The following is a 23,564-nucleotide window of genomic DNA, read 5'->3' as shown; positions in this document are numbered from 1 at the left end:
ATGTGGCGAAGAACGAGTGCGCCGGCGACGAGGCCTACACCGTCGACAAGGCGTTGCTCGAGCTACGCCACGGGCGGTTGACGCTGGATCACCGCACGATCGTGGTGGTCGACGAAGCCGGTTTGATCGGCAACAACCAGCTGCGCGAACTGCTGACCTACACCACGGCGGCCGCGACGAAAGTGGTGCCAGTCGGGGACGCTTATCAGCTGTCTCCGGTGCGTAAACGCGGCGGCATGTTCGAACAACTCTGCGACGATCTGCCGTGGTCTCAACGCCTGTCAGAGGTCTGGCGGATGCGCGACCCGGAAGAACGTGCCGCCTCGCTGGGGCTGGGCAGTGGCGGCCCGAACCCGCTGCGCCGCGCCGTGGCGTGGTATCGCGACCACGATCGGCTGCGCTGCGGTGACGAGGTCACCATGGCCGCCGACGCGCTGGCCGACTACCGCGCCGACACAGCCGCGGGCAAGGACGCACTGTTGATCCCCGATCGGTGGGAACTGTGCGACGCACTGAACAAACAGATCCACCATGATCGCGTCGCACCTGATGCCCCCACCGTCACCGGTGCCCGTGGCCACCGCATCGGGGTCGGCGACATCGTGGTCACTCGCGACAACACCACCGACATCAACGTCTGGGCAGCCCCCGACGACCGCGGCCACCTCGACACCACGACCCGCGCCGACCAAGTCCGCAACGGGCAACGCTGGGTAGTCACGGCCATCGACACCCACGACGAACGGCCGCGGATCGAAGCCCGGCGCATCACCGACGACGCGGTCGCCGTCCTGGGCGGGGACTACCTGCGCGAGCACGTCCACCACGGGTACGCCGTCACCCTGCAATCGGCCCAAGGTGTCACCGCCGACACCTCGTATCCGATCGTCAGCGAACGCACCGAGCGCAACACCCTCTATGTGGGCATGACCCGCGGCCGCGATATCAACCGCGCCTTCATCTACGACAAGATCGCCGGTGAAGGCGACCACGAACACGCCCAACCCGACCCCGGCCTGCACCAAGCCCGCCGCGGTGACCCCCAGCAGGCCACGGCCCTCGTCCGGGCCATCACCGGCCGCGAGAGCCGAGCCCAGACCGTGCACCAGGTCGCCGCCGACGCCGACCGTACCCAGCTGCCCGAACGGGTCGCTCGCTTCGCCGACAAACGCGACCACGACACCGCATCGCGGCGCGCCGCCTACCGCACCTGGAAAGACCACCAAGCCGACCAGCAGGCCCAGCAGAACCGCTGGCTACACGACTACCTCAACCGCGCCCAGGCGCCCACCCGCGACCGCGGCAGCGACACCGGCTACGACATCGGACTGTAGAAGCCGCTGCTGTCGGTCCTCATGTCTGACTGCATTTCTGGGCGGCGCTGGGCGGTTGCCGATTCGCCTCACGAACGGCGGAGCGGCCGACGCTTCTCTCAGGCCGCGCTTTTGACTGCCGCAATGTGCGCGGCTCGTGCACGTCAGTCGTCGTCGCTACCGTTTGCTTGAGTCTGTCAAGTTCGGACGGACCCACTAGAGCAAATTGGCTTGGCTCCACCGTTGCCTCGGTGGAGAAACGGTTTCTAGGTTTCTGACGAGCCTAAAGACGCGCACCGTGACGGTCTGAGTAGTGGAACTTTCCCGTTCAGCTGTGGGTGTGGGCGTGCAGGACTGCCTCGGCGAATATTTCTGGTGCTTCTTGGGGCACGTTGTGGCCGACGTCAGCGCGACGAACGTCTAGCAGGGCAGAGAGGCGCCATTCGTGGACTGCGCGGGGCAACCCTGGGGGCACTAGAGGGTCGGCTTGGGGATCAACAACGACCGTCGGGATCGTAATTGGGGGCTGGGCTGCGATTTGGTCTTCTAGGTGCTGGTAGGCGGGGTCGCCTGCGGCCAGGCCGTAGCGGTGCCGGTAGGAGTGCACGACAACGTCGACGAAGTCGGGATTATCGAATGATGCTGCGGACGCGGCGAACTCGGCATCGCTGAAGTCCCAGTGCGGTGAGAACTCGTGCCATAACTGGCGCGCGAACTCACGGCGGTAGGTGTCAAGCCCGGCTCTGCCTCGCTCGCCGTGCAGGTAGTACTGATACCAGAGCTTGCGCTCGACTTCTGGTGGCGCCGGTGACGACGCGGCGGCGATGCTTTGTACGTTGTAGCCCGACACGGTGACCAGCGCACGTAGCTGGCCGGGCCACAGTGCGGAGGCCACGCATGCGGCGCGACCGCCCCAGTCGAAGCCGGCGACGATCGGTGGGGCCCCCTCAAGCGCGGTGATCAAGGCACGAAGATCTGAGGCCAGCGCGGTCTGTTGCCCTGAGCGTGGCGTCGCCCTTTCCAGAAAGCGGGTGGGCCCATAGCCGCGCAGGTAGGGCACCACCACAGTTGCTCCCGCGGCAACCAGCAGGGGTACGACCTTGTCGTAGCAACGGGGGTCGTAGGGAAATCCATGCAAAAGCACGACCGGCCACCCGCCCGGATGACCGTGACGCTCGATAGCCACGTCAAGGACGCCAGCGCGGATCGTCAATGCCTGCACCGCGTCCATTTTGCCCGGACCTCTGCGCTGCGGGCGAGCAGGTGCTCAGTGGTTGAATTGGTCCGTGGTTGATGACCCCCTGGCGAACCGGTGGTCCCATCACCCTGGCGAATGACACTCAAGCCTGACACTCTGCGATCAAACGGGGCCAGCCAAACCTGTCACACTCATTGCTGCTATGGCTGACCTTGGTCCGTTGTCGCCGCCGCCGCTGGTACATCCCTCTGACGTCGATCAATTCTGTGTCTGGCTCGATGAGCTGGCCGGCGATGTCGCCCCTGTCCACGACCTGGTGTTGTCGATGCTCAGCCGCTTTTCCCGCGATGACCGTGAACACGACATCTTGACCAGGCGATTCGGCATAGACGGACGCGATCGTGCCACCTTGCAGGAAATCGGCGACCACCATGGCGTTTCACGGGAGCGGGTCCGCCAACTCGTCGACCGCTCCGTGAGGAGGGTGGTTAGTTAGCCGGGCGCTCAAGTCCGTGCAGGACGGATCTACTCGCGACATGCTGACTGCACGGTACGGTCCCGATTCCACTGCCGATGTCGAGCTACTTGTTCGGCGGCTCACGCTGGAAGCATGTGCGGCTGAAACTGGGCCATTGACAAAGCATTTCGCAGTTCTAAAACTCCGTCTCTCCGGGCACGGCGCAGCTGACACCAGCCGACTTGCCAACGAAGTCCACTCCCGAGTCGCCAGAGTTCATAACCGGCTGCGAACTCTGGAGCGCGTTGAGCGTAAAGCGGCCGTCGCCGCCGTCGCCGACACTTGCGCAACCGCGCACCTGCAACGCTGGCTCAGCCACATCGAGTGGCCGGCCGACACCACCGAGTCACCCTGCCCGATTCCCGACCGCGCAGCTCGCCAGGTCGATGTGAGTGAAGAGGGGCACGGCGGAACATTTCTCGCCAAGCTCGGCCGCAAAGTCCCCTGGGACAGCCGATTCGAGGCCCGGTTACTGCGGATCTTGAATGACAGCAGCTTGGTGGCAACATTCCAAGAACAGCCAGTGCGGGTCCCCTACCTGTGGGGCGGTCACACCAGGTCTTACTACCCCGACGTTTTATCCGTAACGTCATTACGAGTGTGTAAGACAAGACAGTTACCGACGTGCTTCAGAAGGCCGTTTTCTCACGTAGGTGACAGTGTTATCCGTAACGGTGTAGCCGTCGTGAATGGTGCTGACCCTGGGATAACAAGACACGGTGATCAGCCTGTTAAAGAAGCCATCCGATGCCATGACTTACGCGGTCTTCAGGTTGGATGTTCAGTCGTCGATGGCTAATTCTAATGCGCACCGTCGTTGCCGGTGCGGGTAGCCGACCCGACTGCGGCGGTGAGGGACGAGTAGCCGTGATCGCGGAGCCGGCGGGCAATGCCGTCGTGAATGTCCTTGACCCACATCGGTCCCGCGTAGATGAAGCCGGTATAGCCTTGCAGTAGCGAGGCGCCCGCAGCAATGCGGTCCCAGGCATCCTCGGCGGTTTCAATACCGCCAACACTGACCAGCGACAGCCGGTCGCCGACGCGACCGTAGAGTCGGCGCAGTACCTCTGTGGCTCGGCGCGCCAGCGGTGAGCCGGAGATGCCGCCGGGACCGAGGCGGTCGACGCCCGCAGTGACCAAGCCGTCGCGGGCCACCGTGGTGTTGGTTGCGACGATGCCAGCCAACCCCAGGTCGGCTGCCAGATCCGCGATCTCGTCGATGTCGGAATCACAGAGATCCGGTGCGATCTTCAGCAGCACCGGCGCCGAGGTCGCCGCGAGCACGGCCGATAAGATGGGCCCCAGTGACTCGACTGCTTGAAGTTCCCGCAGCCCTGGGGTGTTGGGTGAGCTGACGTTGACCACCAGATAGGACGCCAGCGGACCGAGCAGTTGGGCACTCGCTCGGTAGTCGTCGGCAGCATCCATGGACGAAGTCGCTTTGGTCTTGCCGATATTGACCCCGATTGGGATGTCAACACAGTGATTTTGCGCTAGCCGCAGGGCGAGTTCGCTGGCACCGCGGTTGTTGAAGCCCATCCGGTTCAGCAGGGCGCGATCGGCAGGCAGCCGGAATAGCCGCGGCGTGGGATTGCCCGGTTGTGGACGCGCGGTGACGGTTCCGAGCTCGGCGTAGCCGAAACCCAGCGCGCCCCAGGTCGATAGTCCCGTGCCATCCTTATCGAAGCCTGCGGCCAACCCCATTGGTCCCGGGAAGCGCACTCCGAACGCTGTACTGGCCAGTATCGGATCGTTGGGCGCCAATCGCCGGCGAAGCTGCCGACGCATCGGCTCCGCAGCCGTGAGGCCGCGCAGCACCGTAAAGCCCGCGGCGTGGCTGTGTTCGGCCGACAGCAAGAACAGCATCCGGCGAAGCGCGCCGTACACGGGGTGACAGTCTTCGAGGGCCGCCTCAGCGTCCAGCTTGCCCATCGGCGGGAGTCTCCCATCATCGGATCGTCATGTCGTGGGCGAACCGCCCACGCGTTTATCCATAGTTCCAAACAGCGATCCTATTGTTTCGGCTCGCCAGGTCAGCGTCGCCATGTGCACGACGTGCGCCGTCTCCCGCTACGTCCTACACATGTAGCTATCGGGCGCTACTGCATCGTCATGCCGCAAGTACCTCACCGTTACGGATAAGACGTAGCGGCACGGCTGCATGATGGCCGCACCGTGCTCATCGAGGTGAAGCCGATTTATGAGGTGGCCTACGCGGCGGTGGGAACGCGGACCGTTTCGGCTCACGGCTACCCGGTTTGAGGCCAGCGTGTCTGGCGAACGTGGCGGATCCGCCGTCGCTTCGCCATCACCCGCGAGATTCCGCCACGTTCCGTGAGAACCTACAGCCGCCGCCCGCGAGCGGGTGCGCACGTCCCCAGCGGAGGTGGTGGCCCTTCCTCGGCCTCGATTGTGGTCAACGTGGTGTGGTGGCCGTCAAGACCGTGGCCACGCCGCTGCGCGGTCGACTACGTCGAGCCTTGACGGCCACCACACCACGCACCCACGCGGCCACTACGAGGAAGGGCCAGACCTGAAGCCCACACCCACAGAACCGCTACGGGCGGTCACCCCAATACACCGGCAGCCACTCGCGGCTGGTGACATACAGCGGATCATCAAGCGCCCACAGATGCTCCAAGCGGGAAAAGCTCAGACAGCCAGGCCAATCCGTGACCCGACGACGCGATCGTTCAACCCAGCCGCCGTCACCGGCGCCGACCGACACCAGCCCCGCCTCATAGCTTTCGGTGAGCAGGTCTGCGTCCCGTTGGCTTTCTGCCCGCCGCTTTGTCACTAGCTGCGTCCGCAGGCGGTGTGTGTCTTCGTCTTCGCCGTCGCGTCGGGGAATTTCGGGACCCTCACTGCGGGCGGCGAGGCAGTCCACCGACGCCGCGTACCAGGCCTCCAATGCGGCACGCGCCGATCCATCCGCGGCCGGCTCCCACGGCGATAGCGGGCAGGTGGTGACTACATCCAACAACGTGAAGTAGTTGCTTAGCCGCCGCTCGATGCCCAACGGACCGGTATCCAACGCCGCGAGCGGCGCCAGCGGGTTGTCCGGGTCAAAAGCTATTTGCAGCGGATCGAACGGCTCCTCCGGTGGCGACGCATCGTCTTTCTGCACCTCCGCCACCGCTGCTGATAGCCGTTGTTCACGCCAATCGGCTGTTAGCTCGCCGCGCCGCGCTTCGGCCAAAACTGAGGCCAGGCAGTACTGCGCAGTTAAGTGGCGCGCTCTGAGCTCGCCCGGATCAGGACCACGTCTGGCAGCGCTCATGGGCGCTGTCCAACGTCGCTGCGGATCCGCTGCTCGATAGCACCGATAAGGGCAGACACCACCGGCCCGAACCCGGCCTGCACACCGCAATAAGCGATTTCGGCTAGCGGCGGAACACCACCGTCTTTCCACAGCTCCACAAGTTCGACAATCCGGCCGCCCCGAAAGTAATAGCGATACCACACGTTGACGGATTCACTTAACTCCGAGCCGTCGGGATCAGGAGCGGCGTGCGAGTCCGGGAACAACCATGCTTTCCCGTCGCGGCCTGCGACCTGGAAACGGTATCTCTGCCACGCTGCGGTGTCGGCAAGTCCAGCCGAGACCGCCTGCAGGATCATCGCCTCATCCTCAAACGACAGCGGCCTGCCGGTTGTTGGATCGGGCTGCGTGGCCGCTCTGATCACCGCCGCCGTGAACTCCGCGGCCGCCGTACCCGCATGCACACGACCGTTCGAATTTATCGACGAGATACGCTGTGCTAGAACAGGATCGAGAGCCGTTAGCCGATGCTGATGCGCGCCATCAAGTGAGGGGGCCACACTCGCCAATCGCAGAGCCTGTCGATGCTCAAACCCTGCAAAGTCCGTCACCCCGGCAGGTGTATCTGGCCACAACTCAGTGGTGACCATCGCCGAAATCGATACTCCTGCAACCTTTCTGCCCAACTGCTCGAAGTGGTCGACAAGAAGCTTCGACGGCTTCTGAGATCCCATCCAACGCCATGCCCACCCATACGGCAACGCCGGATCCACCACCGCCAACCGTGCCGTCGCCGGGAGGAACACCGTCGCCGGCATGTAGCTGCCGCCGCCGAGGCTGCTGGCCACCATGACCTGCGAACCCACTGGTGTCTTGAGAACGCTTACAGCCCATGCGATCGGCGCCGGCCAATCCTCACACCCGCGGGCCAAGCCACCTAACACGCGCTGAGCCAACAGCATGTCTGGGTTCACCTCACTGGTCAGCGCGGCTACCCCGGGCGCTGACACTGTCGATCCGGCACCACCGGCCACCAGTGGACCCGGTGCACCTACGCCACCCGACCCCGCACTCGGCGAGGACTGACCGGACGTCGCAGGAGTGGTCCCCGCGCCGCCACCAGCAGCGCCGGCCGCGCCCGCCCCCGGCGCGCTGTAGGGAGCCAACGGCGCACCACCGCCCATCGCGGCCGGAGGCATCATCGGCGTACCGCCACCGGCCGACGCCCCTCCACCACTGGATGATCCGCCCGTCCCGCCCCCGACACCGGCATCGCCACCTGGCGCAGACAGCGGCACACCGGCCGGGCCACTCCCAAACGCTGGAGCACCCGTGGCCGCCTGATGAGCGACCAATGCCTGCTGCGGCATCTGCTGAGACACCGGAGAAGGAGCGAAGGAATTCCCACCGCCACCGGCAGCGCTCATCCCGGATGCCAAGCCGGACTGAAAACTTGACCCCGGATTCGACATCGGTGACGCCGCTGAGGACGACGACGGCGCGGAAGGAACCGACGGCATCGACGACGCGGGCGAGGTCGGCATCGACGAGGATGACCCCAAACTGGACGGCGGCTTGAACGCCGAACCTAGACCCGACATCCCGGAACCGCCACCGCTTCCACCACTACCCTGGCCGCCAGCGCCGAGCTGCGAAGGCATGGCAGGCATCCGACCGGTCACAGGTAGAGGCTGCTGGCTATTCGGCAGCGCATCCGGCGGCGGCAGATCCGTTCGTGCATCACGCGGTGGGCCGTCGGCTTCGGGGTTGGGTGTGTCCGTTTTCGGCGGCATGTCGGTTTTGACGTCTCGTTGGGGATCGGCGGCAGTGGAGTTTGCGCCGTCGCCCGTCGCGGTTCCCTTCTTGTCCCCGTCGTGGGAGGCGTCTGTCCGCTTGTCGCGCTCTGGGGGGCCGTTTCGGTCCGTGTTGTTCTGACCGTCCGGGCTAGCAGGTGCTTGAGGGAGCGGCGCGGTGAAGTTCACGCCCTGGACGTATTTGGCCGCGGCGTCGCCGCGGGTAGCCACCATTCCGTCAGCCTCGTTGAGGGCATCGGTCAAAACCCCTTGTGCGGCAAGGGGTTCTTTACGCTTCAGCGCAGAATTATATTGCGGTTCTTTGTCTTCGATGAGGAGCCGAAGGTCATGTTGCAGCCCGCGGAGCTCTCCAGCCGCACTGCGGACCGCACTGGCCGATTGGGTGTACACGTCGGCGTGGGTGTCCCACAGGTCGATGTTGGCGTTGTGCGCAGCGATCTGAGCATCACCGGCTTGTCCTTGCAGTGCTTGCGCCAAGCGCGGCCTGTGCACCGCGCATGAGGTGTCCACGGCGGTGACCAGTGCGGAGGCCTGCTGATCATGGGCGGCCGCGACCTGCTCAAAGACCTCCGGGCTAGGCCAACGACCCGCCTTGATCGCCGCGGCGAATGCGCTATCGCCCCCGGAAGCAACTGTTGGCACGTCAGATCACCCCTGATACCCCTCGCACGACGACCACACTTGGTCATCGGCGGCGTTGGCGGGAGCCGCGGTCCAGTCGGTAGGCGGCTGTACTGCACCCCGGGCCGGTTGCCGGCTCAACGCCGCACCTTGATCCCGCAACTGCTGCAACGACTTGGCGATCGCCGCGCGCACCCCGGAATCGGCGATGGCGTTGTCGCGCAATGCATCTGCGATGTAGTTGGCTGCGGGCACGACGTCGGCGGCAATGTTCTGTGGCGTCGGAATGGCGGCGTAGGCCGTAGCGAATCGTGTACACAAATCGATCGTCTGCGCGTGCACGGTGGCCGGGGACGGCGGAGCCGCGGACGCTGGTGTCGCGGGAGTGGGCTTGGATGCAACATGCGTTCCAACGAGAACGCCGCCCAGAGCGGCACCAAAGACGCAGAGAATGACGCCCAGGGCTGTCAGGGCACGCCGGACCCCACTTCCCCTCGAACGGCCAGCGGGCGGTAGATACGGCGGCACCGGCGGCACAGGGTAGGCCACGACCGGGGGTGCTGATTCCCAGCCCGGTAAGTGGCTCATCTCAGAGCTCCACCGCGGCGATTCGAGCGGCCCCATCATCGTCGGCTGTGCTCACGATAGCCGTGGTGGCAGCTGACGCTCCATCGAACTTGGTGGCCGCCGTCTCACGGTGAGTGCCCATCGTGGTGTGTTCGATGGGCCAACCAGCCATGGCGGCGAGAACCGCAGCGGTGGCCGCATCATCGACACCCACGGGAAGCTCGGGGTAAGCGACCAGACCAGGCACGTCCGCACGCCACGCAGACATGGCCGCCTGCAGATCGCCGGATGCGAGATGAACCGCGTCACCCATTACATTCCTCCCGCGCGCTGTGCCTTAAAGACTGTTCGCGAATTGCTTCAATTGCTTTATTTGTTCACGTGTTGGTGTGTCGAAGTGCTGGTGGCAGAACGTATTCCGTGCAATCATACCGCCGCCCTGGGACACAAATAGTGATTCTCGACCAGGCCTGCTGCCTGCGCGTTCTTCGTAGTCGAGTGCAGCCTTGTGGGCGGGCGCGTGTTGTTGACGGGGACCTCCCGCTCCTTTCCGGTGATGAGTTCGTAGAGAAACGCCCGGAACTCCGCAACGGCCTGCTCATCTTGGAAATCGAGCTGCTCGGCTTGGTAGGTGCCGAAGAAGTCCCCGCGAATTCGATAGCACCCGTCAGGAAGCAAGGCGGCCAACCACAGGCGATCGTCGCCGGCATCTTGGCCGACGAGGCGTGCAGGCCGAACGCTGCTCGCGTGACGGATCTCGAAGTCGGCTCCGGCGACGACGTCGACGAGGTCGGCCACGATGATCCGTTCCAGGGTCGTAAGAGCCCGGCTGCCGCTGGTGTCGTCATAGCCGAGGTACCAGTCAGTGCGGCGATGCCAGCGTTGAGCCGCAGGGCCGTTGTGGCGGCGTTCTTCGGCCTGAACCTGGGTGGGGTACGTGTCGAGGACCGCGCCGTGCAGATCAACGATGTTCCATCCGTTGGCGGTGGGCTGAAGGCGCCAGGTGGCTGGCGGATTGGAGAAGTGCGCCCGGGCGGCATCTTCGAACGCGGCGGTAAGGCTCATGGGCGGACCCTCTCGATCACAGGCGAGTCAAGACAGTCTTGACGCTATGCGCGACCCGCCGATGTGTCAAGACAGTCTTGACCACATGGCCGCTGGGCGTCGTCGATGCTCGAACGCGTCCGGGAGTTCGTGGTGAGATGGGCGGCATGGAGGAGAGCGACGCACTTGAGGAACTGGTGCGCGCCCATGGCGACCTGGAACGTCTGACAGACGAACTCGCCGATGCACGGGAGCGGCGTCGCAAGGCGGCCCAGCACCTGCTTGACGGCGGCCGCGGTACGACGTGGATTGCCACTCAGCTTGGCGTGACGAAGCAAGCCGTGGATGGGTTCGTGAAGTACAAGCAGCGAAAGACGCACGCGGAGAAGTGATTCGGAGATTCCAGTGGTCGACCATGATGAGTTAGAGGCCAGCATCGCGGCTGTCTACCGCGCGCAGCTGGACATCCCGCCGTGGTGGCCGGCTGAGGACCGCCAGAGGTTCATCGATGAGATGGCCGGGCAGGCAACGTGCTCGGCCATGACCGAGCTAGACGACATCGTCTACCGCATCATCGACCAGGCCGATCCGACGCAGAATGCCGACGACCTCGCCGCGGCGATCACCACAGAGCAACACGTCCTGCTCTCCGACGTCCGCACGACCGTGCTGTATGACATTGCTGAAGCCATCGCCGAGACGAGCGCAGCCCTAATTGCTGACGCGGGCTCGGCCCTGGCTCATGCGTCGTCCGCTTGGGCGTCAAGCTGATCGAGATGGCCCAGGAAGGCGTCGGCGTCATCGTGAACGGTGACCCGCCCGGCCGCCACGTGCTCGTCGACCTCGTTCTCCCGCTGCTGTCGGCCGAACTTGTCTCGGGCGATGGCTTCCATGAGCCGGCGAGCATTCTCCGGCGACCGCAGGAGGTACGCGGTTTCCTGCTCGGAGCTCCCTGTGTCTGACTGCTGCACACCGTATCGAGCGCGGATCTCGTCCTCCCCGAACGTTCGGCCGGCCGCGACGTCGGCTTCCGACGACCTCAGCGGTTCACGAAGACGCGCAACGTCAACGGATGGAGCATCGAAGGGCCAGTCGTCGAGATCATCACTGGGCCAGCCGTCCTCGGGCAACGGCTCATCAAAGTCGTCTGGGACAGCAAGGTTGGGCAGCTGACCGAAGCGGCGCGGAGAAGCAGGCACAGACGCCTCTGAACCGGTGTCACCGCCCTCGCTTGTCACACCATCAGAATAGTCAGCGTTGCCGCTCAGGGACGCCGCCGTGAAAGGAAGACCCTCCCGTGGACGCGCTCACCGTCGCCGACCTCACGGACGTCGTGTACTCCGCCGGCACGGTGTTCGATGGCCTGTCCGTCAGTCGGCTCGACACCGAGAACTTCTTACGCTGTCGACGTCTTGACGAAGTCCCGTCGCGAGCCGATCTTGCGCTGTTGGAGGACCTGCGCGACGCGGCACAGTTCATCGTCGATCACGCCGGCGGCACGGTCGACTCCGCTTTCGTGCGGGCCGTCAACGCCACGATCACGCGAAGCGGGGCTCTACACCCCGGCCAGCTGCGAACTCAGGGGCAGACGATCGGCGTGACGACGCCGTACGGGCACCACAGTCCTGACGCCCTCAGCGAGGACGGACTGCAGGCCCTACTCGCCACGGCGGCCCGCAGCGGTGACGTTCGGGAGCACGCGCTCGACCTCTTCGTGAAGTTGGCCAAGGCCCAGCCGTTCGAGGACGGCAACAAACGCACCGCAGTGTTCGTGGCCAACAGCCTGCTCATCGGCTCCGGGGCAGGTGTGCTCCTCACGATCCCCGTCGATGACGATGACCCGAGTCTCGCCGCAACGTTTCACCACCTGCTGGCGAAGGCGTACGTCTACGGCGAGCGCGACGGCGTGAAAGACCTGCTGCGGAGTCGCGGATTGATCGGGCTGCGATAAGCCCGCTCACCGCCACTACTCCCCCCTCGAGCTAGCCGCGGCGCGACGGGTGGCGAGCGTCTGCGATCTGCTGGAGCTCCTCGAGGGACAGCAGGTAGTCCTCTCGGTGGAATCCGCGGTCACGGCTGGCCTTGATGCGGCGGTGTTCGGCGACCATGCGCATGTAGGTGTCGAGCATGAGGGCGTGGGAGTTCCCCTCGTCGTTGCTGTTCCACTGTTCGTGCAGTTCGGTCCACCGGCCGTCGCTCATGAGGAACTCGACGTAGTGGGCCATGTGGTTTTCGAGTCCGTCGTTGCCGTCGAAGCCGGAGAATTCCAGCGCGTACTTGAGGTCCTCGTCGACGGTGGTCCCGTCCTTCTCCAGCCGCCGGATACTGAAGGTGATGATGCGGAACATGTCGAGGATGTCCAGGACGCGGCCGCAGTCACGCTTGGACAGCTCGGGGTTGAACCCGGCGACTTCGCGCCAGTACTCCCCGGTGTAGCCCGCCTCGATCACCCGCGCCCGCCCCAGCTGATACTCGGCGTCTCCGTCCACGTCCTCGTTGTCCTTGGGCACCACGCGCGCGAGGATGCGGTGAAGCAGGGAGAGCACCTGCCGATCGGCAAGCCGCATCGTCTCCGGCGCCGGTAGGTCGCCGTGGTCCTCCTTGGACTCATAACCAGGAACGAGCGCGGTCGTGAGCAGATCGCGGACGTATTCGCTGACGGTGACGCCCTCCGCGTCAGCCAAGTCCTTCAGTTCATCGCGGATCTGATCGTCTACTCGGATATTCAAGACGGCCATGCCGCCCTCCTCGATGTAATTTTGGATGACAACCAAACAACTAACAAAAAGTGTCACACACCCATTACGTGGATGACAAGAGAGTCGGGTGGGCAGATCTCCGATGTCTCGTTTCTAGACATTCGGGACGGCTCAGTTCCTGTCTCAGACGGTCGCCGTAGTGATCGCCGCTCGACGAGGTGTTCTCGACGTGAAGACGTGGACGGTGGAGCGCTCGAAGAGGGGTTTCGCGGCGTCGACTTCGGTACTACCCTCTGTAGTAATCGAGTCAAAAGGGGGACGTGGATGCCGCTGGTAGGGCTGTCGTCGGGGCCGATTGAGTACATCGACACCGGTGGTGAGGGTCCAGTGCTGGTCTTCGTTCACGGGTTGCTGATGAACGACACCGCATGGCGCAACGTGCTCGATGATCTGAGCCGCGATTTTCGATGCGTGTGTCCGACGCTGCCCCTGGGTGGGCACCGCTTGCCGATGAACCCCGACGCTGACCTGTCGTTGATCGGGATGGCAGCGCTGCTGGCCGAATTCCTCGAAGCACTCGACCTGGAGTCGGTGACCATCGTTCAAAATGATTGGGGCGGAGCGCAAGTGCTCATCGCCACATCCGACGCCACGCGCGTGGGTGGGCTGGTCTTGACGTCGTGTGAAGCGTTCGAGGTCTATCCACCTGCGCCGGCGCGCGCCATCGTGCTCGCCGCCCGCATACCGGCAGGGCTGAGGCTGGTGATGAAGGTGCTCGACACCCGGATCGGGCGACGCGGTCCCGGCGCGTGGGGCTGGATGAGCAAGCGACCCATTCCCGACGGGATCGTCGATGCGTGGTTTAGACCCGCGACCGAACGACCGGACATTCGTCGCGACCTGCGCAAGTATCTGCTCAGTGTCCCTAGCCGGGAGGAACTGCTGGCGATCGCCGCCCGCAGCGCCACCTTCACCGGGCCCGTCACCGTCGCGTGGGCGACCGAGGATCGCATGTTCCCGGTAGCCCTCGGGCGTCGTCTGGCCGCGTCGTTTCGCCACTCCCAATTCCTGGAGATCGGCGACAGCTACACGCTGATCGGCGAGGACCAGCCTCAAGAACTGATTCGAGCCGTCCGCGCGCACTTCACGACGCTCGCCGCCGATGGCGCCACCTGAGTCGAAGGCCACGGCCTCCTCGACACAGGCACCTAACTTAAGACACCGTCCCGGAAGGCGGTTGGGCTCCACCGCGCTTCTCTGCTAGGCGGTGCGGGTCGTGCATTGCCGTGGGTCGGATTCACACAGCGGTGTGACTCCGCGGGGCCACACGGTGGTGGCGCGAAAGGAGTAGCCGTCTTGACCTCCGGGGTAAGAAGTCGGTTCCCAGTCGAAGTCCACGGTTTCACCGGCGAAGGCCTCACGGAATCCGCCCGAGACGTGGACGACTTCACCGGGACCGGGTGGGGGGACGTCTTCGTGGAAGAGGTGACTGAAGCTGACCCAGCAGCCCCCCGGGGTGTCGGGACAATCGATGACGCCCCACCCTTCCTCGGTGTGCCACTCCCGCACCGTTCCTACCGACTGCACGCCTTCAACCCTAGCTTCACGGGGCTGTCTCGTTTGTAGAGAAATGAGACAGGCGTGCGGGGAACCCTCCCCCGTCACATCGCCCCAGGTGGCGCTGTCTCATATCTCGTCTCACGTCGCGTGTCTCAGATCCTCGTTGTCGGTGCGCAATGAGACAGTGGGGCTGTGGCAGCAATTCTCGGGTACGCGCGGGTAAGCACTCTGGGCCAAGACCTCGATGCGCAGCTCGCCGCGCTCGCCGCCGAGGGGGTCGAATCCGGTCGTATCTTCACCGACAAACTCTCCGGTGCGGTGAACACCGATCGGCCAGGTCTGACAGCCTTGCTGCACTACGCCCGCGATGGTGACACCGTAGTGGTCACCGCCATCGATCGGCTGGGCCGATCCGTCGTAGAAGTAACTCGCACCATCGCAGATCTTGGCCAGCGCCGAATCCTGTTGCGCGCGTTACGTGAAGGCGTAGATACCGGTACACCGACAGGGCGTGCGGTGGCCACCATTATGGCGACGCTGGCCGAACTCGAGCTCGAGCTCGGCCGCGAGCGGCGTGCCGCCTCACGCGACTCCCGCCGAGTTCGCCAACTGCCGGCCACCAAGCCGGCCAAGCTCACCCCGGAACGCCAAGAGCAGCTGCGCCGGCTCGCCGCAACGGGTGAACCGGTACCCGAACTTGCACAAGCATTCGGCGTCAGCCGGGCCACGGCATACCGCTACCTGGCAAAACTCAGCTCACCATCAGGAGCCGCGTGATGACCAGCACCGATCTGCACCTGTCGACACATCTACGAGCCGCGGCGTGGGTCCCCGACGACGTCGAGGATCGGCCGTGGGAGGATGCCATCGCCCTTGCCGCCGAATGGATTTGGGAACGCAGCCAGGAGGAGGATCTAGCGCCCCTGCTTGTGAGCAATGCGCAAAATGCCGCGAGCTTCGGTTATGCCGACCTCGACGAGATCATCCGAGCTGGCGGGCACGCCACGCCGCAAAGCCGCAGCCGGCCAGACCGCGGGCCGGTCCTAGCCTTCGTGCCAGATGAGCGGTCGTTGCACTTCGCGATGGGCCTCGCCCGCGGTCATTCACTCGCTGTCGTCGAGGGCTCTACACCCTTGGCCGAGTGGGCTGCTGGCGCGGCCGCGATCAACCTGCTGACGGGAGAGGTCACGCCGTCCGAGATGGACGATGGCGTGCGAAAAGACCTCGATTCCGTCATCTTCTACGGCGGCCGTAACGGCTGGACCGGAGCAGATGACAAGGCCCAAGCGCGGCGCTTCCTCGGCGGCCACATCAGCGGCGGCCGGCTCACTCCCGATCAGGCCGCCGCGTACGTCCTCTCGTCTCAGTCGGTGACTGACCGCGGGGCGAAGCGGCTACGCGAACTACTCAGCCGCTAGTCCGCACGAAACATCCCGTTCGAGGAGCCCCATGGATGTGATCCAAGCCCGTACAGAAGAAGAACTCCAGCGGTTAGCGGTGAATGGGTTGCTTGAAGAAACCCACTGGTTGGATCTCAAGCGCGAGCTGGGATCCGGTAACGCCGCCAACAAGGACCTAGCCAAAGACATCGCTGCTTTCGCTCTCGACGGAGGAACGATCCTGATCGGCATTGACGAGGACACCTCACCGCCTGGTCTGTGGCCAGTCCCTATCGACGGACTCGCCGAACGCATCGAGCAAGTTGCGCGAATGAGAATCGACGAGGCGGTACAGATCCGCACCACCGTCATCAACCCCACCAGCGATCCCAACCACGGTTACGTCGTTGTGCACGTGCCGCAGTCAGTTCGAGCCCCGCACATGGTCGATGGCCGCTATTACGGCCGCGGCGACAAAACCAACCGAATGCTCCCCAACGCCGAGGTAGTGCGGCTACTCGACAGGCGACTGGCTGACCGTCGTGACCTCCGAGCGGATGCGCGCGCGATACGTACCGACCTCGTCGGCGATAACCAACGACTGTTAGTGGTGGTGGCCGATCCGGTCGGGGCCCGCGAGGACATGCTCGTCGCCTTGTCTGAATCATCAACGTGGCAAGAAACAGTGCTTCAACTAGTGCACTCAGCCACGGACGGTCAAAACCAAACGTATGCACAACTTTGGCCCAGGCCAGTGGTTTCGCCCGGCGACCTGGCGGCGTCGCACTCACCACTGGCATGTACGACGGGCAACGCTTCACGGGCAACGACCACGCCGCCGAGATCTTCTTCACCGAATCCGGACGACTCGTTCTGGCATCCGAGCGAGCCGTGACCACACGATCATTCCAAAACGTGTTCCCTGCCCAACCCGACGTCACCGTCGTATTTGAGGCGTTGATCATCGGTCACATCAGCATGCTTGCCCGACTCGCTGCGGCGGTCTCCCACAAGTGGGGATACACCGGCAGTTGGCGGTTCGCACTCTCGATGAATGGCCTCAGCGACTCGGTCTCATGGACCCTCGCCGACCAGCATTTCGGCGACAGGGGGCCGATCTACACCGAGAACATCTATGAGCGAGCCACTGAAGCTTCGCTGGACGACCTCGACGACGACCCCGGCCAGGTCGCCGCGGCCCTCACTGCTCCGCTGCTGCGCAGCCTCGGCAGTTACCCAGCCTGGGCACAACGCCTCCACCGTCAGACGTAGGCATGCCTGGTCGGACCCATCCGGGCGCAGGCCATTACGTCAAGACGCAGTGGCGTAATTACGCCTTGACGCTGTTACGTTTATACGTCATGGTGTACCACTCGGTCAGGGTCGGGCATTGAGCAGGTCGGTCACGGTTTCCATATCGTCAAACCAGGCCGAGGCTTCCGTAGATCTCCACTGAACCAGCCGACGCATGCTTTGCAATTCACCCGGAAGGTTCCGGGCGAAGATCGGCTCGTGATGCGCGACGCGATTCCTGATATGGCGTACGGACTCGATTTCCGAACGAACTGTGTTTCGAAGGACGTTAGGCGGTTGGCTCGCATCAAGGTTGGGCAGCACGCTGAGGAGGTGGCGGTTCCAAAGCCGGCCGTCGTGTCTGCGAGTGAACAGGTTTTCCCAGAACACGAATTTGAGCTCTGGTATGACCTTGCCGACCGTGGCGTGGTGTTGTCTGACCTGAATGAGATCCCGTTTGGGGCTGTAGGTCGGTCTTGGAGGGTCGGGTAGCGCTCCCGTAAAACTGGCGTCCCACACCCATCGTGGACCGTAGACCGCTGTCAGCGCCTCGGAGGCGGCATTCCTCACCACGACCTCGCATAGATGTATCGGCGCCATGAAAGCTGCCGAGACCTCTACGTTCCAGCGGTACAGCGCAAGGGCGGCCAGGGTCTGCTCATCCTGCGGCTTATGCGTGACTACCTGCTGATAAGTGGTCATCCGCGGAGTCGACAGGCAGGCAATGATCTTGTTGGCATCAGCCTCGGTCATTGCAGAGGTCGGTTGCGACATGTAGCCTATGTATCACGCGCTTCGGGACTCGCTGGCTGTAAAGCCTCCCCCCGTCGACACACGATTTACATGGAGATGGCTTCAACTCTTCGGAGTTGGAGCCATCTTTTTTGCGCGGTGGGTCCGAGTCGGGTCTGCCTCCGGCGGTACGCGACTCGTTACGTCGTGACGTATATACGTCACGACGTATTGGTAGCCCACTACGCCGCAAAGACAAGGAAGCCTCCCCCTCTCGGCGAGAGGGGGAGGCTTCTTCACGAACGGCCGGACATCGGCCGACCGCATCTGCAAGTAACCATATACAAAACGTCCTGCAAGGGAGCGCGCAACTCGCGAGACGGCCAGGACGTAACAACGTAAAGACGTAATTACGTCTTGGTGTTGTCGGCCAGCCACCGATCGGCCAAGTCGGTGAGGATCTTGCTCATGCTGGTGTCGCCGTCGAGGGCGGCCTGCTTGAGGCCCCGAACGGTGGAACGAGGCAGGTAGACGGTGGCCCTCTGCATGGCATCCGCGGGGGACCGGAACGCTTCGGCGGCCCGCTTTGAGGGCTCGGTGCGCACGCGTGCGGCCATCTTCGAGGTCAGATCAGACATGGGCCATCGCTTCCAGGAGTTCGGTCAGAACATCGTCGTAGCCGTGCAGACGGGTGGGGGCGGCGCCGTAGGCACGGCGCACGTCTTCGCGACGCAGGATTGGAGTCCCGATGACGGGTACGCCTTCGGCCTCCAAGAGTCCGCGGACTTCATCGGCAAGACGGGTGCGTAGATCCACGCTCGTCAGCAAGACAGCGGTCGGACGGTGAGCGGTGATCTCCAACGTCGGCCAGACCCGTCGAACGTCCAGCGGGGACGTCCCGGTCGGCACGACGACCAGATCCGCGATGTCGATGGCCTCCTGGATCACCTGCGCCGTTCCAGGTGGGGTGTCGATGATCGTCAAGTCGCAATCGCGATCGGCGGTCAGGGGCCGGCTGGCCGGCACTACAGGGAACGGCATCGGACCGTCGGCTGTGGCGTCGGCGGCCCATTCGAGTGCAGAACCTTGCGGATCGGCATCGACGAGCACCACATCCAAGCCGCGCGAGACGCCCGCAGCTGCGAGATACATCGCGCTGGTGGTCTTGGCGACACCACCCTTGGTGTGCACCAGGGAAATAATCGGCATACCAGCAATATTACGTCATGACGTAACAACATAACTACGCTAAAACGCAACAACATCATTACGTCATCACGTCATCAAGGTGAACTGAGCACATGTTGATGGCCTGACATCGCTAGATGCCGACGTGCTTGTCCAGCCAGGCTGCAGCCGCGAAGAACACCCCGCCACCCGCCACAGCAGCGGTGAGCGGTTCACGTGTTCCGACGTAGGTTCCGATCCCGCTAACCCCCGCGGCCACCGCGGCCGCCGAGAACACCACCGTGCTGCGCACCGTCAGCAGCGGCGGTGGGTCCTTCTTCTGTGATGCCACAGTTGCCCCTATTGCTCGTAGAAACATGCCTTCACCCCTTAAAGGGACGGCAAGCCACGTTCTACAGGGGCACCGTGCAGACAACTGGGCCGCTAAACCGCTCACGGCTATAAACGTGCAGGTCAGAAAGTTCTGGCTGGACGGAGCGCGCGCACCCGGGTCAACATCCGGCGCGGCGCGCTTTCCCTCGCTGAGTTGCTCTTCACCACACCCTGGGCGGCCTCGGCCCAGTCCGCCGGCATGACGAACCACGCCAGTCACAAAAACATCACGGGCGACGGCGTGTCCTGTATCAGATACCGCGATCTTGCTGGCAGTCTTCGGAACATGCCTCGACCCCGTAAAGGCGACCGCGTGGAACTGCTAACCCGCCCGGAGCGTCTCGTTTCCGAAAAGATCAAGCAGCAGGCCGCCGCGCGAGGCATGTCTGTCTCGCAATACGTGGCTGATCTGCTGGCCATCCAAGCCGGACACCCCGAGCTGGTGCGCGAACTCGACAAGGAGGTTTTGCCGCTGGCGATGTGACGGCATGCGCCAGGGGCTCAATTTTCGTCTTCCATGGCGAGCCTCTTGGCAGATGTGACATCTGAATAGCTGGTGTGCGGAAACCCCGCTGAATTGACGAAGGCCCCGCCTTAGGCGGGGCCACGTCTGGAGATTCAAACCGAGGGCCAACTCGGTTCAGGGTTCTCCGCACCCGTTCCCCGAAGGGACTGTCTGGATGGACAGCTCTCACGGTAGCGCACGCCTGCCCGACGTACTAGATACGCCGCGCGATCGGTGCGTAAATCGTGACCTCTCCAACGCCCGATTACGTCGGGCAAGCAGTGCGTGGCCGACGCCGCTCGGCTCTGTGGCTTCTGCTGCTTCGAGCCCGCATGTCGTGCGCGCGCTGGCGAACGAGCGACGCCGCGAGTGGGTGCAGCGCGCCGGGGCGTGTGCACCGCGCGCGCCGATGTGGACCAGTCGCGCCGGCTGGCTCGACGGTCTGCGCCAGTGGGCGCACTCACCAGCCTTTAGCCAGGTGTGCACCGAGGAACGGGTATCGATCACCGCGGCCACGCTGTTATCGATCGCCACGGTGATGGCCGAGCACGCCGACCACGCCACCGGCCGCCACGTCGCCGTCACCCGCGCGACGATCGCCTCCCGGGTGGGTTGTGACGTACGCACGATCACCGCCGCCTGGCGAGTCCTACGGGTGTCCCAGTGGGCCGTCGAGGCGCAGCGCGGCCACGGCTCACCCGGTACCCCCAGCACCGGCCGCAGGCCCTCGGTGTACCACCTGGTGCCGCGCCGCGAAGCCCGTCCTGTCACCCGCCCAGTTGTGCATGATTTCCACCTACCGCCGTCAGGCGGCGTTAGTTCTTTTTCTCCCGTAGGGAGTTACTCACCAAGCGGGCACGCAAGCGCACCCGCCCACAGGATCCCCGACAACAAACCCCGACAAGCCCGGCCGTGGCGCACCACGGCGCGGCCGCTGGCCATCCAACGGCTCGCCGCCGGGCTCGTGGCCATCACTTATGGCCTTGACCGCACCCACATCGGCGCCATCTGCGACGCACTGACCGCCGCCGGCATCGATCCCACGGTGTGGTCCGCCCGAGCGATCAACGACAAGCTCAACACCGACATGCGCGCCCGAGGGCTGACCTGGCCCGACCACATCGCCAACCCCGGCGCCTTCCTGCACAGCCGGTTACGACGGCTGTCCTGGACACCACCAAAGCCCGCGGCAAAGGCGGGCGGCTCCGCCGCCGCCAGCCTCGACCCGACGCCGACACCTGTCGTGCTCACCGACGCCTCGCGGGCCCGGATCGCCGCCGCCCGAGAAGAGATCCGCCGCGTGCTCACCGGAAGCGCTCACCACACCGCTACCGAGCACACCCACGCGCACGGAAACGTCCCCCACCGGCCACGTTTGAAGGCCCTGTCGACCGAACGGACCCACCCGAGCCGCAACCCCTCACTGAACGCGACAACCACGCCGCAGCGCCGACACATCAACTCCGGCACGGCAACCGCTCACGGAGACGCCCAACCACGGTAGTTAGTTAACCTAACCGCGTTCGGCCCGGGGCCAACAATTCAATATTGATTAGCCAAGCTATTCGTGTGAGGTTTTCCGCCGAAGCCGACCCCGTCGGCGTGGCCTCCTGAGGCTCACCCGCCGTTCTTACCTCTTTGTTTTTCGTCCACCATCCTTGCTCGTCGTCTTCTGTCCTCAGCAGCTTCGCTGCTGTCTCTAGCAGCCTTCGGCTGCTTCCCACCTCGCCTTTGGTTGCCTCATCTCCAGTTACCTATTCAACCACCTGCTTTGACTCTTGGCACATTTGCACATTTTGTGCAAGCATGGTCTGAGCACACCTGGCGGTGTGCTCAGACCCCCGGCCCTGACGGGCCGCCTGGCCCGGTTGAGGTGGTGGCAGATGCTGACCTGCTCGCCGCTGAAGCTGTGGTCGATCGACTACTACAACCGCACCGCCCAGGAGGCCGGCCAGGCGGCCAAGGACACGGCGGCCGCCAATGGCGGCCTGGGTGAGTACTACTCCGAACACGACACCCGTGCCCCGGTATGGACGGTGGTCGGTGACTCTCACACCGCAGCGAAACTGGTCGGTTTAACCGATGAGCAGCGCGCTGGTGGGCTGGCCGATTTGGACACCGTGACCCGCTGGCTGGATGAGGGAATCGCGCCCAACGGGGCGCGCGGTCGGGCGTTCGGACCCAACGACAACCACGGCATTGACGCGACGTTTTGCGCACCGAAGAGTTTGAGTTTGTTGCGGGCCTACGGCGGTGACGTGGTGCAAAAAGCGGTCCTGGACGCCCACACCACCGGAGTGCGGGAAGCCCTCGAATACGTTCATCAGCACGCCGGTTACACCCGGGTGCACAACAACGTCACCGGGAAAAAGGACCTCCAGCGGCTCCCGGGTTTGGTCGCGGTGGCCTATCAGCACGAGACGTCACGCGCGGGTGATCCGCACCTGCACACCCATGTCATCATCCCCAACAAACAACCCCGCGCGGACGGCAAACTCGCCGCCGTGGACACCGACTCCTTGTGGCATGAGTCCAAGGCCGGTGGGGTGATTTATCAGGCCACCATGCGGCGGAATCTGACGCAGTCGATCGGCGCGGAGTGGGGACCGATCGACCCGCACACCGGGATGGCCGAACTCGTCGGTATCGACCCAGTGGTGATCAAAGCGCACTCCCAACGCAGTACCCAGTTGCGTGAATGGGCCGACGGAAACCTGGCCCTCGTTGACGGGCAACCGACCCAAGCGCAGCTCGCGGCCGCGCAAAAAGCGACCCGGCCGCGCAAGCCGGAAGGCTTGTCGTGGGCGCAGTTACGCCAGCAGTGGCACGATGATCCGCGCGGGTTCAGCTTTGATGTCGAGGCCAATCGGGCTGCCCATCAACAGCGGCAGGCCGCCCCGGCGACGTTCGACCGACGGCGCATCGCCGAGATCGCCGCGAGCATCGATAAGGCGGCGTTCACCCGCGCCGATCTGGTGGAGATCATCGGTGCGCAACTCCCTGTCGAGGTCGCTGGTGATGACCGCTCGCCGCGCGAACAGATCGAAGCCGCGGTCGACGCGATCGCCATCCGGGTCAGCGAAACCCGCGCCGCGCATCACCGCGAAGGGCACGTCCGCTACACCATTGATCTGGTGTTGGCCGAGGAATGGGAGATCCTCGGCATGGTCGACGCACGCGATGAACGCGCTGTCGTGCGGGTCAATGACGCCGACGCCGAGGGACTGTCCGCCGACCAAGCGCGCGCCATCACCGCGTTGGCGGAATCGCCGTGGCTGGTGCAGCCGTTGGCCGCGCCAGCTGGTGCGGGCAAGACCCATTCCCTCAAGGCGTTGCGGGCGGCGGCCAACCGTGTCGGGTGCACCGTGGTGGTCTTGGCACCGCAAGGTCGCGCCGTCGATGTGGCGAAGAACGAGTGCGCCGGCGACGAGGCCTACACCGTCGACAAGGCGTTGCTCGAGCTACGCCACGGGCGGTTGACGCTGGATCACCGCACGATC

Annotated in this window: 27 protein-coding genes and 1 pseudogene; 13 read left to right on the top strand and 15 right to left on the bottom strand. The window is 64.4% G+C overall.

Annotated elements, in window-relative coordinates:
* Nucleotides 1–1,334: AAA family ATPase (locus H7J73_RS01970; RefSeq protein ID WP_264065552.1), on the top strand; the 1,334-nt coding region annotated here is incomplete at its 5' end.
* A gap of 307 nt (nt 1,335–1,641) precedes the next feature.
* Here the strand turns inward: H7J73_RS01970 and H7J73_RS01965 are convergent.
* Nucleotides 1,642–2,544, bottom strand: a complete 903-nt coding sequence (locus tag H7J73_RS01965; RefSeq protein WP_264065551.1) for an alpha/beta fold hydrolase — start codon at nt 2,542–2,544, stop codon at nt 1,642–1,644.
* A 109-nt stretch (nt 2,545–2,653) separates the two neighbouring features.
* Entirely contained in the window at nt 2,654–2,944 is a 291-nt protein-coding gene (locus tag H7J73_RS01960; protein WP_264065550.1) for a hypothetical protein, read from the bottom strand.
* Here H7J73_RS01960 and H7J73_RS33790 point away from each other — a divergent pair.
* Nucleotides 2,897–3,007 (top strand): sigma factor-like helix-turn-helix DNA-binding protein, encoded by a 111-nt coding sequence (locus H7J73_RS33790; protein WP_353961985.1) that lies wholly within the window; start codon nt 2,897–2,899, stop codon nt 3,005–3,007. The genes H7J73_RS01960 and H7J73_RS33790 overlap by 48 nt on opposite strands.
* Before the next feature lie 822 nt (nt 3,008–3,829).
* On the opposite strand, the gene H7J73_RS01955 is transcribed toward H7J73_RS33790, so the two are convergent.
* From H7J73_RS01955 to H7J73_RS01930, 6 genes are all read right to left on the bottom strand, one after another.
* Nucleotides 3,830–4,915 carry a quinone-dependent dihydroorotate dehydrogenase gene (locus tag H7J73_RS01955; protein WP_264065554.1) on the bottom strand — a complete coding sequence of 362 codons (1,086 nt, stop codon included), beginning with the start codon at nt 4,913–4,915 and terminating at the stop codon, nt 3,830–3,832.
* A gap of 670 nt (nt 4,916–5,585) precedes the next feature.
* Nucleotides 5,586–6,155, bottom strand: a complete 570-nt coding sequence (locus tag H7J73_RS01950; protein ID WP_264065549.1) for a hypothetical protein — start codon at nt 6,153–6,155, stop codon at nt 5,586–5,588.
* Nucleotides 6,156–6,304: 149 nt separating this feature from the next.
* Nucleotides 6,305–8,746 carry a hypothetical protein gene (locus tag H7J73_RS01945; protein ID WP_264065548.1) on the bottom strand — a complete coding sequence of 814 codons (2,442 nt, stop codon included), beginning with the start codon at nt 8,744–8,746 and terminating at the stop codon, nt 6,305–6,307.
* A 6-nt stretch (nt 8,747–8,752) separates the two neighbouring features.
* Nucleotides 8,753–9,046: a hypothetical protein gene (locus H7J73_RS01940; protein ID WP_264065547.1), complete on the bottom strand. Its 294-nt coding sequence runs from the start codon at nt 9,044–9,046 to the stop codon at nt 8,753–8,755.
* Nucleotides 9,047–9,314: 268 nt separating this feature from the next.
* A complete protein-coding gene (locus H7J73_RS01935; RefSeq protein ID WP_264065546.1) occupies nt 9,315–9,605 on the bottom strand; it encodes a hypothetical protein in 291 nt (96 codons plus the stop codon).
* A gap of 113 nt (nt 9,606–9,718) precedes the next feature.
* Nucleotides 9,719–10,357, bottom strand: coding sequence for a hypothetical protein (locus H7J73_RS01930; protein WP_264065545.1), 639 nt, complete (start codon nt 10,355–10,357; stop codon nt 9,719–9,721).
* A gap of 146 nt (nt 10,358–10,503) precedes the next feature.
* Between H7J73_RS01930 and H7J73_RS01925 the strand changes: the two genes are divergently transcribed.
* Both H7J73_RS01925 and H7J73_RS01920 read left to right on the top strand, forming a co-directional pair.
* Complete coding sequence (locus H7J73_RS01925) at nt 10,504–10,728, top strand: LuxR family transcriptional regulator (RefSeq protein WP_264065544.1); 225 nt, start codon at nt 10,504–10,506, stop codon at nt 10,726–10,728.
* A 13-nt stretch (nt 10,729–10,741) separates the two neighbouring features.
* Nucleotides 10,742–11,107 carry a hypothetical protein gene (locus H7J73_RS01920; RefSeq protein ID WP_264065543.1) on the top strand — a complete coding sequence of 122 codons (366 nt, stop codon included), beginning with the start codon at nt 10,742–10,744 and terminating at the stop codon, nt 11,105–11,107.
* On the opposite strand, the pseudogene H7J73_RS01915 reads toward H7J73_RS01920, so the two are convergent.
* A pseudogene (locus tag H7J73_RS01915) lies at nt 11,077–11,280 on the bottom strand (hypothetical protein); the annotation flags it as partial. The gene H7J73_RS01920 and the pseudogene H7J73_RS01915 overlap by 31 nt on opposite strands.
* Before the next feature lie 353 nt (nt 11,281–11,633).
* Between H7J73_RS01915 and H7J73_RS01910 the strand changes: the two are divergent.
* Nucleotides 11,634–12,287, top strand: coding sequence for a Fic family protein (locus H7J73_RS01910; protein WP_264065542.1), 654 nt, complete (start codon nt 11,634–11,636; stop codon nt 12,285–12,287).
* Nucleotides 12,288–12,318: 31 nt separating this feature from the next.
* On the opposite strand, the gene H7J73_RS01905 is transcribed toward H7J73_RS01910, so the two are convergent.
* Nucleotides 12,319–13,074: a YfbU family protein gene (locus tag H7J73_RS01905; RefSeq protein WP_264065541.1), complete on the bottom strand. Its 756-nt coding sequence runs from the start codon at nt 13,072–13,074 to the stop codon at nt 12,319–12,321.
* 285 nt (nt 13,075–13,359) lie between these two features.
* On the opposite strand from H7J73_RS01905, the gene H7J73_RS01900 reads away from it, so the two are divergent.
* Nucleotides 13,360–14,211, top strand: coding sequence for an alpha/beta fold hydrolase (locus tag H7J73_RS01900; RefSeq protein WP_264065540.1), 852 nt, complete (start codon nt 13,360–13,362; stop codon nt 14,209–14,211).
* Between the two features lie 84 nt (nt 14,212–14,295).
* Here H7J73_RS01900 and H7J73_RS01895 read toward each other — a convergent pair whose 3' ends face one another.
* Nucleotides 14,296–14,622: a hypothetical protein gene (locus H7J73_RS01895; protein WP_264065539.1), complete on the bottom strand. Its 327-nt coding sequence runs from the start codon at nt 14,620–14,622 to the stop codon at nt 14,296–14,298.
* Between the two features lie 165 nt (nt 14,623–14,787).
* On the opposite strand from H7J73_RS01895, the gene H7J73_RS01890 reads away from it, so the two are divergent.
* From H7J73_RS01890 to H7J73_RS01875, 4 genes are read left to right on the top strand one after another with little or no spacing between them, the layout of a single operon-like run.
* A complete protein-coding gene (locus H7J73_RS01890) occupies nt 14,788–15,372 on the top strand; it encodes a recombinase family protein (protein ID WP_264065538.1) in 585 nt (194 codons plus the stop codon).
* A complete protein-coding gene (locus H7J73_RS01885) occupies nt 15,372–16,013 on the top strand; it encodes a hypothetical protein (RefSeq protein WP_264065537.1) in 642 nt (213 codons plus the stop codon). Before H7J73_RS01890 ends, H7J73_RS01885 begins: the two co-directional genes overlap by 1 nt.
* 31 nt (nt 16,014–16,044) lie before the next feature.
* On the top strand, nt 16,045–16,869 hold the full coding sequence (locus H7J73_RS01880; RefSeq protein ID WP_264065536.1) for an AlbA family DNA-binding domain-containing protein: 825 nt from the start codon (nt 16,045–16,047) through the stop codon (nt 16,867–16,869).
* Nucleotides 16,866–17,246, top strand: coding sequence for a hypothetical protein (locus tag H7J73_RS01875; protein WP_264065535.1), 381 nt, complete (start codon nt 16,866–16,868; stop codon nt 17,244–17,246). Before H7J73_RS01880 ends, H7J73_RS01875 begins: the two co-directional genes overlap by 4 nt.
* Before the next feature lie 105 nt (nt 17,247–17,351).
* On the opposite strand, the gene H7J73_RS01870 is transcribed toward H7J73_RS01875, so the two are convergent.
* From H7J73_RS01870 to H7J73_RS01855, 4 genes are all read right to left on the bottom strand, one after another.
* Nucleotides 17,352–18,041, bottom strand: a complete 690-nt coding sequence (locus H7J73_RS01870; protein WP_264065534.1) for a hypothetical protein — start codon at nt 18,039–18,041, stop codon at nt 17,352–17,354.
* 368 nt (nt 18,042–18,409) lie between these two features.
* Entirely contained in the window at nt 18,410–18,637 is a 228-nt protein-coding gene (locus tag H7J73_RS01865) for a hypothetical protein (RefSeq protein WP_264065533.1), read from the bottom strand.
* On the bottom strand, nt 18,630–19,208 hold the full coding sequence (locus H7J73_RS01860; protein WP_264065532.1) for an AAA family ATPase: 579 nt from the start codon (nt 19,206–19,208) through the stop codon (nt 18,630–18,632). The genes H7J73_RS01865 and H7J73_RS01860 overlap by 8 nt, the downstream gene beginning before the upstream one ends.
* Nucleotides 19,209–19,320: 112 nt before the next feature.
* Nucleotides 19,321–19,518, bottom strand: coding sequence for a hypothetical protein (locus H7J73_RS01855; RefSeq protein ID WP_264065531.1), 198 nt, complete (start codon nt 19,516–19,518; stop codon nt 19,321–19,323).
* Between the two features lie 195 nt (nt 19,519–19,713).
* Between H7J73_RS01855 and H7J73_RS01850 the strand changes: the two genes are divergently transcribed.
* From H7J73_RS01850 to mobF, 3 genes are all read left to right on the top strand, one after another.
* Nucleotides 19,714–20,043 carry a hypothetical protein gene (locus H7J73_RS01850; protein WP_264065530.1) on the top strand — a complete coding sequence of 110 codons (330 nt, stop codon included), beginning with the start codon at nt 19,714–19,716 and terminating at the stop codon, nt 20,041–20,043.
* A gap of 328 nt (nt 20,044–20,371) precedes the next feature.
* Nucleotides 20,372–21,568, top strand: coding sequence for a rep protein (locus H7J73_RS01845; RefSeq protein ID WP_264065529.1), 1,197 nt, complete (start codon nt 20,372–20,374; stop codon nt 21,566–21,568).
* A gap of 325 nt (nt 21,569–21,893) precedes the next feature.
* The coding region (mobF, locus tag H7J73_RS01840; RefSeq protein ID WP_435405404.1) for a MobF family relaxase at nt 21,894–23,564 on the top strand (1,671 nt) is incomplete at its 3' end.

The organism is Mycolicibacterium komossense (genome assembly GCF_025822605.1).
Lineage (GTDB): Bacteria > Actinomycetota > Actinomycetes > Mycobacteriales > Mycobacteriaceae > Mycobacterium > Mycobacterium komossense.
This window is presented reverse-complemented; position numbering and strand designations above follow the sequence as displayed.

Bases quoted from the DNA above. Each gene is read 5' to 3' on its own strand.
- H7J73_RS01900 (WP_264065540.1), top strand. From the start codon at position 13,360: ATGCCGCTGGTAGGGCTGTCGTCGGGGCCGATTGAGTACATCGACACC.
- H7J73_RS01865 (WP_264065533.1), bottom strand. From the start codon at position 18,637: ATGTCTGATCTGACCTCGAAGATGGCCGCACGCGTGCGCACCGAGCCC.
- H7J73_RS01860 (WP_264065532.1), bottom strand. From the start codon at position 19,208: ATGCCGATTATTTCCCTGGTGCACACCAAGGGTGGTGTCGCCAAGACC.
- H7J73_RS01935 (WP_264065546.1), bottom strand. From the start codon at position 9,605: ATGGGTGACGCGGTTCATCTCGCATCCGGCGATCTGCAGGCGGCCATG.
- H7J73_RS01905 (WP_264065541.1), bottom strand. From the start codon at position 13,074: ATGGCCGTCTTGAATATCCGAGTAGACGATCAGATCCGCGATGAACTG.
- H7J73_RS01965 (WP_264065551.1), bottom strand. From the start codon at position 2,544: ATGGACGCGGTGCAGGCATTGACGATCCGCGCTGGCGTCCTTGACGTG.
- H7J73_RS01925 (WP_264065544.1), top strand. From the start codon at position 10,504: ATGGAGGAGAGCGACGCACTTGAGGAACTGGTGCGCGCCCATGGCGAC.
- H7J73_RS01960 (WP_264065550.1), bottom strand. From the start codon at position 2,944: ATGGTGGTCGCCGATTTCCTGCAAGGTGGCACGATCGCGTCCGTCTAT.
- H7J73_RS01870 (WP_264065534.1), bottom strand. From the start codon at position 18,041: ATGTCGCAACCGACCTCTGCAATGACCGAGGCTGATGCCAACAAGATC.
- H7J73_RS01880 (WP_264065536.1), top strand. From the start codon at position 16,045: ATGGATGTGATCCAAGCCCGTACAGAAGAAGAACTCCAGCGGTTAGCG.
- H7J73_RS01930 (WP_264065545.1), bottom strand. From the start codon at position 10,357: ATGAGCCTTACCGCCGCGTTCGAAGATGCCGCCCGGGCGCACTTCTCC.
- H7J73_RS01885 (WP_264065537.1), top strand. From the start codon at position 15,372: ATGACCAGCACCGATCTGCACCTGTCGACACATCTACGAGCCGCGGCG.